Here is a 13,016-nt window from a genome sequence, read left to right as displayed (position 1 = left end):
GTTGGAAGTAGTCTAAGGAACTACAACGTCGGCGAGGATGGAGGCCTGTCATGAGCGGTTTTGCTGAAGGTGCGGAGGCGAGCAAGGGAGCCTTGGGCCCCGAGGCGCGGGAAGCTTCGCTCGCGGCGCTCAAGGCCACCACGGAGCCGGGCAAGGAACTGGACATCCTCGTCGTGGGCGGCGGAATAGTCGGGACCGGCACGGCCCTCGACGCAGTGACCCGCGGCCTGAACGTGGGCATCGTGGAGGCAAGCGACTGGGCGGCGGGGACGTCGTCGCGCTCCTCCAAACTGATTCACGGGGGTCTCCGCTACCTCGAAATGCTGGACTTCGGGCTCGTGAAGGAGGCGCTGCACGAACGTGGCCTGCTCCTCTCCGAACTGGCGCCGCACCTGGCGCGGCCCGTGCCGTTCCTCTACCCGTTGTCCAAGTCGTTCGAGCGGCCGTACGTCGGGGCGGGCATTGCGCTGTACGACATCATGTCCATCTCCGGCGGCCACAAGCGCGGCGTGCCCTTCCACAAGCACTTGACCCGGCGCGGCACACTGCGGGCGGCGCCAAGCCTGAAGGACGACGCCTTCGTGGGCTCCATCCGCTACTACGACGGCCAGGTCGACGACGCCAAGTACGTGGCCAACCTCATCCGCACCGCCGCCTACTACGGGGCCCACGCCGTCAATCGGGTGGCCGTGGTGGACTTCCTCCGCGAGGGGGAGCGCGTTGTGGGGGCCAAGGTGGTCAACCATGAGGACGGTTCCACGTTCAAGATCCGGGCCAAGCAGGTCATCAACGCCACGGGCGTCTGGACGGACGAGACCCAGGCCATGGTCACCGAGCGCGGCCAGCTCAAGGTCCGTGCCTCCAAGGGGATCCACCTCGTGGTGCCCCGGGACCGTTTCCAGTCAACCGTGGGCCTCATCCTGCGCACCGAAAAATCCGTGCTGTTCGTCATCCCGTGGGGACGGCACTGGATCATCGGCACGACGGACACCGACTGGCACCTGGACAAGGCCCACCCTGCGGCATCAAGCAAGGACATCGACTACCTTCTGGAGCACGTGAACAGGGTGCTCAAGCGTCCGCTCACCCGGGAGGATGTGGAGGGCGTTTACGCCGGCCTGCGGCCCCTCCTGGCCGGGGAGAACGACTCCACGGCCAAACTGTCCCGCGAACACATCGTGGCCCATCCCGTGCCGGGGCTTGTCGTGGTGGCCGGAGGCAAGTGGACAACGTACCGGGTCATGGCCAAGGACGCCGTGGATGAAGCCAGCCGCAGCATGGACGAACGCGTCCCCCCGAGCTGCACCGAATCCGTACCGCTGCTGGGCGCCACCGGGTTCAAGGCCGCCTGGAACCGGCGCAACCGCACCGCGGAGGAGACCGGCGTGCACGTGGCGAGGGTTGAGCACCTGCTGAACCGGTACGGGTCCATGGCGACCGAGGTGCTGGCCCTCATCCATGAAAAACCCGAGCTCGCGGAGCCACTGCCCGGCGCTGACGATTACCTGCAGGCCGAGGCCGTGTACGCGGCAACCCACGAGGGGGCCCGGCACGTCAACGACGTCCTGACCCGCAGGACCCGCATTTCCATTGAGTCGTGGGACCGGGGTGTGTCCGCCGCGCCGGTAGTCGCTAAGCTTATGGGAGAAATTCTTGGCTGGAGCGATGCGCAGCGGGAAAGCGAAATCAAGCATTACCTTGCGCGGGTGGAAGCCGAACGGCTCAGTCAGCAGCAGCCGGACGACGAGTCCGCAGACGCTGCCCGGCTGGGCGTGGAAGACATCGTCCCGTTGCGCTGAAATCACAAGCCGCCGCGGAAATGGGGCTCCGGGCCTCACTGAAGGGACACCACTTGGCGGAACCACTGGACCGTTATGATGCTGAACTCACCACACCGGAGATGGTGATTCTGGAGATGGACGCCACGGACAAGCTGGATGCGTCGACCCAGCTTGCCCGCAGGCTCTACGACGCCGGCCGGATCTCTGACCTCGAGGGCTTCCTGGGGCACGTCAACGCACGTGAACACCAGCTCGCCACCGGGCTTCCCGGGGGCGTGGGCCTGCCGCACGCCCGCAGTGAATTCGTCTCCCGGACCTCCATCGCCGTCGGCATCACCAAGTACGGCAGGGCCCTCGATTTCGGGGCCGCGGACGGCCCCGCCACTGTCGTTCTGCTCATCGCCACCCCGGCAAGCTCGTTCTCGGACCACCTCGAGGTGCTGGCCACCCTGGCCAGGTCGCTGTCCAAGGAGTCCTTCCGGGAATCGCTGCGCCGCGCCTACGACGCCGAAGTCATCGCGGAGCTGATCAACTCAAGCCTGGTGTTCTTCGACCACTAAAGATTGGGGCAGGCCCTTTCGTGTCGACTCCGTCGCCACGTAGGGACCCTGCTGCCCCACTCTAGGGGCAGGCCCTTTCGTGTCGACTCCGTCGCCACGTAGGGACCCTGCTGCCCCACTCTAGGGGCAGGCCCTTTCGTGTCGACTCCGTCGCCACGTAGGGACCCTGCTGCCCCACTCTAGGGGCAGGCCCTTCTCCAGCCCGTTTCGTTGTTCTACGCGGGGACGAAGTACGGTTAAGGGGTGTGGAAAACAGCCCTCCAGCCCCGGTGGATCGCAGGCCTCGTCTTTGCGATCGTCATTTCGGGTGTCTTCGTGCTGTTGAGCCAGTGGCAGTTCGGCCGGTCCACCCAGCCCGAGGTGCCCATCAGCCCCACCACCGAGGAAGTCAAGAACCTCACCGACACCCTGAAACCCGGCGAATTCTTCCGGGGTTCGGTGGCCGACCAGATGGTGACCGCCACAGGCACGTACGACGGCTCCAGGCAGGTCCTCGTTCCGGGCCGGCTCAAGGACGGCAAGACGGGATTCTGGGTGGTGACGGCGTTCGCCGTCGCGGATGCCCCCGTGCTCAAGGGCGCCGCAGCCTCCCCGGAAACCTGGATACCCGTGGCGCGCGGATGGATCGCCGATCCCGCCGAAGCCGCCGACCCGCCGTCGGGCACTATCCGGCTGACCGGACGGCTCCTGCCGTCCGAGGCGCCGGTTCCCAACACGGCTCCCTCGCCCGGGCAGGCATCCGCCGTCTCTGTCGCCGAACTCATCAACATCTGGAACGTCAGCAGCTACCCGGCCTTTGTTTCGGCCACCGCCGAAATTTCCGGCACGTCCGACGTCGGTGCTGCCGCCGCCGGCAGCGCCCTCCGGCCGCTGAGCATCGGCGCGCAGCCGCCGCCCCCCAAGGTCAACTGGCTGAACCTCTTCTACTCGGTGGAATGGATCGTCTTCGCCGGGTTCGCCCTCTTCATCTGGTGGCGGCTGGTCAAGGATGACTACCGGCGCAGCCTCGAGGAAGAGGAAGACGACGGCGGCGACCACACGCCAGAAGACACGCCCCAGCCAGACGCGACCCACCCTGGCGCGACCCAGCCAGACACGACCCAACAAAAGGTACAGCCATGATCGAACCCAAGCCTGCCATCCAGCCGCAGCCGTCGAACCAGACGGGCACAGGAGCGGCGAAGAAGCGACGCTTCGGCGGAACGGAAGCGCAGATTCGCTCGGCCCTGAAGTTCTACAAGGTCATGGCGTACCTCACGGGCGCCATGCTGCTGCTGCTCTGTTCGGAGCTGGTGGCGCGCTACGCCTTCGGCCAGTACTTGTTCGCGGGCGGAACCAACGCCGTCACGGGCCAGCCGTTCGGCTTCGGATTTGCCGAGGCCGAGCCCAAGGGCGTGCTCAACGGATTCAACGTGTCGGTGGCGGTGCTGATTGTCCACGGCTGGATGTACGTGGTGTACCTCATGTCGAACTTCCGGCTCTGGACGCTGATGCGCTGGCCCTTCGCCAAGATGATCCTGCTGGCACTGGGCGGCGTGGTGCCGTTCCTCTCCTTCATCGTGGAGAAGAAGTTCCACGCCGAAGTTGACGCCGAACTGGCAGCCAACCCCCAGGCGGCCAGCCGGTACTAGTCCCGGCCGCCGGTGCGCCGGAGTTTCATGCGTCACAGCGGGCGCCCTCAAGATGCGTCGGGGCAACGGTGCAAAGTAGTCTAGGACAGTGACTACTCCCACTGCATCCCAAACTTCCCAGAAGCCGGTGCTGGTTGTTGACTACGGTGCCCAGTACGCGCAGCTGATTGCCCGCCGCGTCCGGGAAGCGAATGTGTATTCGGAAGTGGTTCCGCATACCTACAGCACCGAGCAGCTCCTGGCCAAGAACCCAGCCGCCATCATCCTGTCCGGCGGACCCTCCAGCGTATACGCGGACGGCGCCCCGAACGTCGGAGCCGACCTCTTCGAAGCCGGCATCCCGGTTTTCGGCATCTGCTACGGCTTCCAGGCGATGGCCAACGCGCTGGGTGGCAAGGTGGCCCAGACCGGACTCCGTGAGTACGGTTCCACCGAAGCCACCGCAGTGGGCGGTGCCCGGTCCATCCTGTCCGGCGTGCCTGAACTGCAGAACACCTGGATGAGCCACGGCGACTCCGTCCAGGAAGCACCCGAGGGCTTCGACGTCCTGGCAACCACCGCCGGCGCTCCTGTAGCTGCGTTCGCCAATGAGGAAAAGTGCCTCTACGGCGTGCAGTGGCACCCGGAAGTCAAGCACTCGGCGTACGGCCAGCAGGTGCTGGAGAACTTCCTGTTCAAGGGCGCCAAGCTGGAACCCAACTGGACCACGGGCAACATCCTCGAAGAGCAGGTTGACCGCATCCGCAAGCAGATCGGCGATGCCAGGGTTATCTGCGGCCTCTCCGGCGGCGTGGACTCGGCCGTCGCCGCCGCCCTCGTCCAGCGCGCAGTCGGCGACCAGCTGACCTGTGTGTTCGTGGACCACGGACTGCTCCGTGAAGGCGAAGCGGAACAGGTTGAGCGGGACTTCGTTGCTGCGACCGGCGTGAAGCTCTACGTCGCCAATGAGCAGGAACGCTTCCAGGCAGCCCTCGCGGGAGTCAGCGATCCCGAAACCAAGCGCAAGATCATCGGCCGCGAATTCATCCGTGCCTTCGAGGAGGCGGAACTGGCCATCATCGCCGAAGCCGCGGCCCACGGCGAGAAGATCAAGTTCCTGGTCCAGGGCACCCTGTACCCGGACGTCGTCGAATCCGGCGGCGGCGAAGGCGCTGCGAACATCAAGAGCCACCACAACGTGGGCGGCCTGCCCGAGGACCTGCAGTTCGAGCTCGTCGAGCCGCTTCGTGCGCTGTTCAAGGACGAGGTCCGTGCCGTCGGCGCCCAGCTGGGACTGCCGCAGGAAATCGTGGGCCGCCAGCCTTTCCCGGGACCGGGCCTCGGCATCCGCATTGTCGGCGAAGTGACCAAGGAACGCCTGGACCTGCTCCGCAAAGCCGACGCGATTGCCCGTGCCGAGCTGACCGCAGCCGGACTCGACAACGACGTGTGGCAGATGCCGGTAGTGCTGCTGGCGGACGTCCGCAGTGTTGGCGTCATGGGCGACGGCCGTACCTACGGCCACCCCATCGTGCTGCGTCCCGTTTCGTCCGAAGATGCCATGACGGCCGACTGGTCACGGCTCCCGTATGACCTGCTGGCCCGCATCTCGAACCGGATCACCAACGAGGTGGAAGGCGTCAACCGCGTGGTGCTGGACGTGACCAGCAAGCCGCCGGGAACCATCGAGTGGGAATAGCGTTTTGAGTGGCCGGTCTCCGCAGGGAGGCCGGCCACTTCCCTTTTGTCCCCGTCGTCCGGGCAGCTGTTTGGTCCGGCAATCCGGGACACGGTTCGAAATCCGCCGCAACTTAGCCCGTTCCAGTGTTGCGGTCTCTCACCCGTGGCTGTTTGCGGCTACGCTCGAAAGTATGCCCGTATGGTCCAAGGCGTCACGTGCAAGCGCAGAAAAGAAGGCAGCAGTGTCAGTTGGTCAGGTCGACTCCGAGGGTTCGGAGGAGCTCAGGAAGTGGCTGTCCGGGCTCAAGCCCGTTACCGGGGCGGACACCATGCTGCGCTTCACCAAAACCCCTGAGGGCTCGATCGACCTCACCAACGCGCACCCGTCCGGCCTTGCGCAGCTCATGGCCGGGCGCCGCACCCGGCTTTCCACGCTGATCCGCGACCAGCAGCAGTACGTTGTGGCTGCAAGGGCCTCCCGGAACCTGCGGTCCAAGATTTTCGAACTGGCCAATGACCGCGGCATCGAGGCCGGCTACTTTTCGGCCGGAACCGTGGTGTGGACGTCCGCCGTCGGCGGTAAGCCGCAGCGTATCTCGGCGCCGGTCATGCTGACCGCCATCTCCCTCACCATCCGCCCCGGCGAAGGCGACTACGAGCTGCAGCTCACGGAACAGGCCCGCATCAATCCGGCCCTGATCCGGCACCTGAAGACCATCCACGGCATCGTGTTCGACGTCAACGCCGTGACCCGGATGGCGTACAGCACAGCGCGCTTTGACCCCCAGCCCGTCCTGGACCGCCTCAGCACGCTGGTCAAGCCGATCCACGGCGCCGAGGTGGAGCACAACCTGCTCGTCTCCACATTCGCGGACCTGTCCGGCAACCTGGATGACCCCTGGATCAACCAGCAGAATACGCTGGTGGCCTCCCTTGCCCGGGCCGCCTCGGGCGAACTCGTGGACGTGCCCGCGCTGCAGCCCGGCCGCTTCCCGAGCGTGGACGAGCGGGACCCGGCCAGTGAGCTGCTCCTTCTGGACGCGGACGCGGACCAGCAGTACGTGATTGACGCGGTCCGGGCCGGGGACTCGCTGGTGGTCAGCAGCCCGCCCGGGACAGGGCAGACCCAGACGGCGATCAACACCATCGGCGCTTTGGTGGACGAAGGCAAAACTGTCCTCGTGGTGGGGGACCGGCGCGCCAGCCTCAACGAAGTGGCCGGCAGGCTCGAGGACCTGGGCCTGGAGTCCATCTTGTTCCAGCTGTCCGGCAGCGCAACGCCCCAGCAGCTCAAGGGCCAGCTGGTCCGGGCCATCGTGCGCAACGAGAAATCCAGCGAGCCGCAGCTGGGCAACCTGCACAAAACTCTCATCGAACACCGGCACGCCCTGATGGACCACGTGGCGTCGCTGCACAACGTCCGCAAGCGATGGGGCTGCTCGCCGTACCAGGCGATGCAGTCGCTGGCGGAGCTGACCTCGATTCAGCCCGCCCCGGCCACCACGGTCCGGCTGAAGCGCAGCGTGCTGGACAGCATCAGGGACCGCGAGGAACTCGCTGGCAGGCTGAAGCGCGCGGCCGAGCTCGGCAGTTTCAGCAGCGCCTCCACCTCGAGCCCCTGGCACGGTGCCCGGCTGGTGACCCGCAAGGAGACCGAGGAAGCGCAGGACCTGGCGCGCTCGGTGGAGAAAAAACTGCCGCTGCTGTACGAGCGCATGAAGGACGTGGCAGGCCACGCGGAAATCCGACTTGGTACGAACTTTGCCGAGTGGGGCTCCCAGCTCAAGCTGCTGGTCGCCGTCCGGGAGAGCCTGGACAAGTTCACGCCCGACATCTTCGACCGGCCGGTGCACGACCTCATCTCAGCGACCGCGTCATCCGCCTGGCGCCGTGAGCACAACATCGACATGGCGTCGATGCAGCGTTCGCGCTTGCGCAGGGTGGCAAAGGAGTATGTCCGGCCCGGCGTGCACATCGCCGATCTTCACAGTTCACTGGTGCTGGTGCAGGAGCAGCGCGCACAGTGGTCGGACTACGCCACGACGCAGCGGCATCCCGCGGTGCCGTCCGGGCTGGCCGAGATCAGCATCATGTACCGGGGGCTGACCCGCGAACTGAAGCTGTTGGGCAATGCGCTGCGGCACACGGCGGCGGGCGGAGCCTTGGAAGATACGGCCTACCCGGAACTCATGGAACGGTTGGAACGGCTCGTGGCCGACACCCAGACGCTCAAGACGCTGCCGGAGCGCACGCTGCTGATCGAGAACATGCGCGAGCACGGCCTGGGCGAATTGCTGGCAGACCTCTCGGAGCGCGAGGTCCCCGCCGAGTCCGTAGCCGCGGAGCTGGAGCTGGCCTGGTGGCAGTCCGCCCTGGAGGCCATGATCAGCGGCGATGACTACCTCGCCATGTCCGACGGCGACGCCCTGCGCCAGCTTGAAGCCGAGTACAGGCTGGCCGACAACGCCCATATCGCCAGCGGCGCCGGACGGCTCCGGTGGCAGCTTGCCGAGCGCTGGCGCGCCGGGATCGCCCAGAACCCCCGCCAGGCGGACCTCCTCAGGAGCCTGCTCAAGGACGGGCGGGTGACTCTGGCGGCGCTGACTGCCCAGGCGCCGGAGCTGGTTCCCATGCTGGTTCCTGTCTGGTCGGTGAGCCCCTACCTGATGACGGGTCTTCTCCCGGCCGAGCAGAAGTTCGACGCCGTGGTCATCCTGGACGCCGAAGCGACCTCGCTGCAGGCCGTCCTGCCGGCAATTGCCCGCGCAAAGCAGGTGGTTGCCTTCGGCGACGACAAGATCGCAAGCCCGCGCACGTTCACCGTCGCGGTCGAGCGGCTCGCCGCCGGCGAGCAGTCGCACCAGAGTGTTGAGAGCGCCTTCACTGCGTTGGCGGCGGTCCTGCCGACGTGGCGCCTGCACTCCGTCTACCGCGCGGTTGACGAGGATCTGGTGCTCCAGCTGAGCAAGGGCTTTTACGACGGCGGCCTCCGCCGCCTGCCCGAAGGCCAGTCCGCCACGGGGCTGGACCGCGCCCTGCTCGTGGAGTACCTACCCGAGGGCACGGGACTGCCGAGCGCCGATCACGAGGGCGTGGAGTCGGTGGTGGCAGAGGTCAACCGCGTGGTGGAGCTGGTGTTCGAACACGCCCGGCTCCGGCCGCGCACAACGCTGGCCGTCGTCACAGCCAGCCTCCGGCACGCGGCGAGGATCGGCGAGGCCATCCGGCTGCAGCTGCCCAACCATCCGTCGCTCGCAGGATTCTTCACCGCCGGCGATGAATCGTTCCGAGTGGTGGATCTGGAGCGCGCGCAGGGGCTGGTCCGCGATCACGTGATTTTCTCCCCGGGCTACGGCCGCACACCCCACGGGCGGGCCCTGCACAACTTTGGTCCGCTGTCCGCCGAGGGCGGCCGGGCCAAGTTCGCCCTGGCCATGACCCGGGCCCGCCAGTCTTTGCACGTCCTGACGTGCTTCAAGCCGGAGGACCTTGACCGGACCCGGCTGGCCCACGGGGCGGTGGACCTGTACGAACTGCTGGACCGCGAGATCTCAGGCAACACGGACCTCGGAACCCCGGCGTCCCGGGCGGCCGCGAGCGAGCAGGCGCTGGGGGCGGATCCGCTCGTGGCGGACCTTGGCGACCGGCTCCGGGCACGCGGGGCCCGTGTCTGGCACCAGTACGACGGTGTCATCGACGTTGTGGCCGCGGCCGACCCTCTGAGCACCATGGGCCGGGACGAAGCCGAGATTCCGCGGCCGGTGGCCATCGAGTCCGACGGGACCGAGCAGTACCGGCAGATGACGGTGCGGGAACGCAGCAGGCTGCGCCCGCAGCTGCTGGAGCGCCTTGGCTGGCGTTACCTGCCGCTGTGGACGATCGAAGTCTTCACGGACCCGTCGGCCTGCGCCGACCGGATCGGCGGCTACCTCGGACTCGAGAAGCCCGCGCTTCCGGTCCGGTCCGTGGGATCGCCGGGCTTCCTGGACGACGACGTCAGCACTCTGGCCGAGGGGCCCTACGAGGACGGTGACGAAGGCGACTACGAGGGCGACTACGGCGGCTCGTACGACGATGACCACCAGGGTTCGGACGAGGGTGTCGGGACCGGCGGCGGGAAGGGCTTCGGGGCGGCTGAAGGGTTTGCCGACGGCGGCGCCGAAAAAGAATACAGCGGCGCCCCTGAAAACGGCTATGAGAACGACTACGACGGTGATACCGCGGACAGGAAGGACGGCACGCAGTGAACGCCGGTGCACTGAACGAAGGCTCGCGGAAGGGCAATGGCTCCCGGGATGAGGATGCCCCCGGCGCGGCGGAGAAGACCCCCGGGCCGGCTAAGAAGACCCCGAAGCCGGTGAAATCGGCGGGCGTGGTGCCAAACAGGGCGTCCGAGGACGATCCCCGTGCCTGGGGCGACTCCGGTTCCGACAACGACCACGATGCCTGGCTGAGGGAGCAGAAGCCCCCTCACTGGGGTTAACTGCCCGCGGACCCCACGAGTACGAAGAACAGCTTTCCCTGGGTTGACGCACCCGCCAGCGCACTGGCCTGGGCCGGTGTGGCCGCCACCACTATCAGGCCCTCCGAATCGCCGGTGCCCAGCCACTGACCGCTCTGGCCTTCTTGAGCCGACGTCCACAGCACCGGCACTGAGCTGGCCAGCACTTTTGACGACGACGCCTGCTCGTAGCCGTTGCCGTTCGTCAGCACGATGTTGACCAGCTGGCCGGGGGAGACCAGCTGGATGGACGCAGGATCAGCCATGCGCAACGGCACTGCGGCCGAACCCGGCGGAGCTCCTGTGAGCAGGCCGGGGCCCACGAGTTGGGCGTCCGAGAGCAGCTGCCCCTTGCGGAGAGGGGCGGCCAGCTGTTTTCCCTCCAGGCCCGAGGTTTCCGTGAAGGACCCGGCAGCCAGCAGGGCCGGCGGGATGCTGACCGCCGCCATGTCGCCGCCGCCCAGCGCCGCTCCGGCCGGAAGGTCCCGCGCCGCGGCTATGGCCTTGACGGTGTGGGCGGGGGCGGGGGTGAGCTGGTGGACGGCAACGCCGGCGGCCAAACAGAGCAGCAGCGACACGGCCAGGCGGCGGTTGCGGGTCAGCCAGCCAGTGACGTGCAGGGAACGGCGTTGCGGGCGGCCCGAACCTCCGGGCAGCCCGTTGCGGCGGCTGGCGCGACCGGCGGGACGGGAGGTCCGTACTGGGAGAATTCCGATGGCTGGCATACTGCCACGCTACGGATCCTGGGCCACTGGGTGACAGGCGCGAGTTGCCCTATGTGGAAAAGCGGCCCGTGAAGGAGCCGCCTATGTGGACATCCACCGGGCGGATATCCTGCCGGAGCTCCGGCAGGCCATCCGGGCGGCGTCAGGTGGCGGAAGCGGCGGAGGCGGCGGGCGCGGCGGGGGCCGAAGCTGCCGGTGACGGCGAGACCGTGCTGCCCTTGGCGTCGCGCGAATCTGTCCGGTAGAACCCGGATCCCTTGAAGACAACGCCGACGGTGTTGAACTTCTTGCGAAGGGTTCCCTCGCACTGGGGGCAGGACGTCAGAGTGCTGTCAGTGAATGACTGCACGATGTCGAAGGCATGGCTGCAATCCTTGCAGGCATAGGCATACGTGGGCACTGTGGATCCTCCTCGTGGACAAACGACAGGTCCCGTGCTGCCAAGCTTCATTTCCCGGACGTTCCGTGACGGACGTCCGCGGCGGAAATGACCCCTTTAGCAGTCGCAGGGCCTGAGTGCCAATTCTATCACCCCGCCGAGGCCGCTTTCACGCCAGCGGGACGACGCCCGATGGCGTGAGAACCGCATCGACGGGCCGGTCGAAGCTTTCAGCCGGGATGGCCGACACGGGCAGGAGTTCCGCGTCGTAGATGACAGCGGCCCTGGGGACGTGCATGCCGGTGGCGTCCACCTCCGCCAGGAACTTGTCGTAGTACCCGCCGCCCTGCCCGATCCGGTTGCCGCTCATGTCCACGGCCGTGGCGGGGAGGAACATGGCAGCCACCTCCTTCATGACCTCGAGGCCGTGGCGCTCTCCGGCCGGCTCCTGGATGGGCGCGTACCTGCTGCGGACAAATTCGGTGGCGGGGTACCAAAACACCCAGCTCAGGGCGCGGTCCGGTTCGCAGACGGGAAGCAACACCCTGTGTCCGGCCTCGTGGAGAGCGGTGATCAGGCGGAGTGTTGGCGGTTCGAAGGCCACGCCAACATAGGCGGTGAACGTCGCCGGCCTGCCGTCCGCGATCGTCTCGGCCCACGCCAGGCCATGGGCGGCAATTCCCTCTGCGGCCTCCGACCGGGCACCGGCCGGCATGCCCGCCCGCAGCTTCCGGTGCCTCGAACGGATCTCATCCTTAGCCGGCGGGTTCTCTGGTGACATGGCGGGCCGTCCTTTGTCGTGGCAGGAGTCCGGCCGGGCCACTGCCGGAAGCATTTACCGTATGAATGTTCCCTCCGATAGATTAGTCGAGTGACTTCCACTAATTGTTCAGTCCGCAAGGCCGTTATCCCCGCAGCGGGCCTCGGCACCAGGTTCCTGCCCGCCACGAAGGCGATGCCCAAGGAGATGTTGCCGGTGGTCGACAAGCCGGCGATCCAGTACGTCGTCGAAGAGGCCGTCAAAGTTGGCCTGAGCGACGTCCTGATGATCACCGGACGCAACAAGCGCGCCCTCGAGGACCACTTCGACCGCGTTCCCGCCCTGGAAGCGACTCTGGAGGCCAAGGGAGATACCGCCAAGCTGGAGTCGATCCAGGCAGCGAGCAACCTGGGGGACATCCACTACGTCCGCCAGGGCGACCCCAAAGGGCTGGGCCACGCTGTCCTGCGCGCCCGCCAGCACGTGGGAAACGAGCCGTTCGCCGTGCTGCTGGGTGACGACCTGATCGATGCCCGCGATGAACTGCTGAGCACCATGATCGAGGTCCAGGCCAAGACCGGCGGTTCCGTCGTGGCTCTCATCGAAGTGGATCCCTCCCAGATCAGCGCGTACGGCTGCGCCGATATTGCTGAGATCGACGGCGAGGGCTTTGTCCGGATCAACAAGCTCGTGGAAAAGCCGGACGTCGACGAGGCTCCCTCCAACCTGGCGATCATCGGGCGGTATGTGCTCCACCCGGCAGTATTCGATGTGCTCGAACGGACCGAACCCGGACGCGGCGGCGAAATCCAGCTCACGGATGCGCTGCAGGAACTGGCTGCCAGCAACGGAGACGGCTACGGCGTGTACGGCGTGATTTTCCGCGGCCGGCGGTACGACACCGGCGACAAGCTCAGCTACCTCAAGGCCTGTGTCCAGCTCGCCATTGACAGCGACGACCTTGGCCCCGGCCTGCGTGCATGGCTGCCGGAGTTCACCGCCGGACTGAACAAGTAACCT

The 13,016-nt window shown here is 66.9% G+C and carries 11 protein-coding genes; 8 read left to right on the top strand and 3 right to left on the bottom strand.

All coding sequences use genetic code 11. The annotated features are described in order from the left end of the window. Window positions 1-50 precede the first annotated feature (50 nt). From J7I89_RS22150 to J7I89_RS22120, 7 genes are all read left to right on the top strand, one after another. Window positions 51-1,799, top strand: coding sequence for a glycerol-3-phosphate dehydrogenase/oxidase (locus J7I89_RS22150; protein WP_214974845.1), 1,749 nt, complete (start codon window positions 51-53; stop codon window positions 1,797-1,799). Between the two features lie 53 nt (window positions 1,800-1,852). Further along, window positions 1,853-2,341, top strand: coding sequence for a PTS sugar transporter subunit IIA (locus tag J7I89_RS22145; protein WP_214974843.1), 489 nt, complete (start codon window positions 1,853-1,855; stop codon window positions 2,339-2,341). A 243-nt stretch (window positions 2,342-2,584) separates the two neighbouring features. After that, window positions 2,585-3,463: an SURF1 family protein gene (locus J7I89_RS22140; protein WP_214974841.1), complete on the top strand. Its 879-nt coding sequence runs from the start codon at window positions 2,585-2,587 to the stop codon at window positions 3,461-3,463. Further along, entirely contained in the window at window positions 3,460-3,972 is a 513-nt protein-coding gene (locus J7I89_RS22135; protein WP_214974839.1) for a DUF3817 domain-containing protein, read from the top strand. The genes J7I89_RS22140 and J7I89_RS22135 overlap by 4 nt, the downstream gene beginning before the upstream one ends. 88 nt (window positions 3,973-4,060) lie before the next feature. Next, on the top strand, window positions 4,061-5,650 hold the full coding sequence (guaA, locus tag J7I89_RS22130) for a glutamine-hydrolyzing GMP synthase (protein ID WP_214974837.1): 1,590 nt from the start codon (window positions 4,061-4,063) through the stop codon (window positions 5,648-5,650). A gap of 172 nt (window positions 5,651-5,822) precedes the next feature. Next, the gene (locus J7I89_RS22125; RefSeq protein WP_251045709.1) at window positions 5,823-9,878 is read left to right on the top strand and encodes an AAA family ATPase; all 4,056 of its coding nucleotides are present in this window, start codon (window positions 5,823-5,825) and stop codon (window positions 9,876-9,878) included. Next, a complete protein-coding gene (locus J7I89_RS22120; protein ID WP_214974835.1) occupies window positions 9,875-10,114 on the top strand; it encodes a hypothetical protein in 240 nt (79 codons plus the stop codon). Before J7I89_RS22125 ends, J7I89_RS22120 begins: the two co-directional genes overlap by 4 nt. On the opposite strand, the gene cpaB is transcribed toward J7I89_RS22120, so the two are convergent. The 3 genes from cpaB to J7I89_RS22105 all read right to left on the bottom strand — a co-directional run bounded on the left by cpaB (window position 10,111) and on the right by J7I89_RS22105 (window position 12,017). Beyond that, window positions 10,111-10,857: a Flp pilus assembly protein CpaB gene (gene cpaB, locus J7I89_RS22115; RefSeq protein ID WP_214974833.1), complete on the bottom strand. Its 747-nt coding sequence runs from the start codon at window positions 10,855-10,857 to the stop codon at window positions 10,111-10,113. The two genes, J7I89_RS22120 and cpaB, sit on opposite strands and share 4 nt — an antisense overlap. Before the next feature lie 142 nt (window positions 10,858-10,999). Next, window positions 11,000-11,257, bottom strand: coding sequence for an FmdB family zinc ribbon protein (locus J7I89_RS22110; RefSeq protein ID WP_214974831.1), 258 nt, complete (start codon window positions 11,255-11,257; stop codon window positions 11,000-11,002). 148 nt (window positions 11,258-11,405) lie between these two features. Further along, entirely contained in the window at window positions 11,406-12,017 is a 612-nt protein-coding gene (locus tag J7I89_RS22105) for a 5-formyltetrahydrofolate cyclo-ligase (RefSeq protein ID WP_214974829.1), read from the bottom strand. A 90-nt stretch (window positions 12,018-12,107) separates the two neighbouring features. Here J7I89_RS22105 and galU point away from each other — a divergent pair, with 90 nt between their 5' ends. Next, complete coding sequence (gene galU / locus J7I89_RS22100; protein WP_214974827.1) at window positions 12,108-13,013, top strand: UTP--glucose-1-phosphate uridylyltransferase GalU; 906 nt, start codon at window positions 12,108-12,110, stop codon at window positions 13,011-13,013. Window positions 13,014-13,016 lie beyond the last annotated feature (3 nt).

The sequence above is a fragment of the Arthrobacter sp. ISL-5 genome, assembly GCF_018613835.1.
GTDB lineage: Bacteria > Actinomycetota > Actinomycetes > Actinomycetales > Micrococcaceae > Arthrobacter.
Note: the sequence above shows the minus strand (reverse complement) of the source record. Positions and strands in the feature narration are given on the sequence as shown.

Excerpts from the sequence above, each read along its gene's own strand:
- J7I89_RS22150 (WP_214974845.1), top strand. The coding sequence starts at position 51 with ATGAGCGGTTTTGCTGAAGGTGCGGAGGCGAGCAAGGGAGCCTTGGGC.
- J7I89_RS22135 (WP_214974839.1), top strand. The coding sequence starts at position 3,460 with ATGATCGAACCCAAGCCTGCCATCCAGCCGCAGCCGTCGAACCAGACG.
- J7I89_RS22125 (WP_251045709.1), top strand. The coding sequence starts at position 5,823 with ATGCCCGTATGGTCCAAGGCGTCACGTGCAAGCGCAGAAAAGAAGGCA.
- cpaB (WP_214974833.1), bottom strand. The coding sequence starts at position 10,857 with ATGCCAGCCATCGGAATTCTCCCAGTACGGACCTCCCGTCCCGCCGGT.
- J7I89_RS22105 (WP_214974829.1), bottom strand. The coding sequence starts at position 12,017 with ATGTCACCAGAGAACCCGCCGGCTAAGGATGAGATCCGTTCGAGGCAC.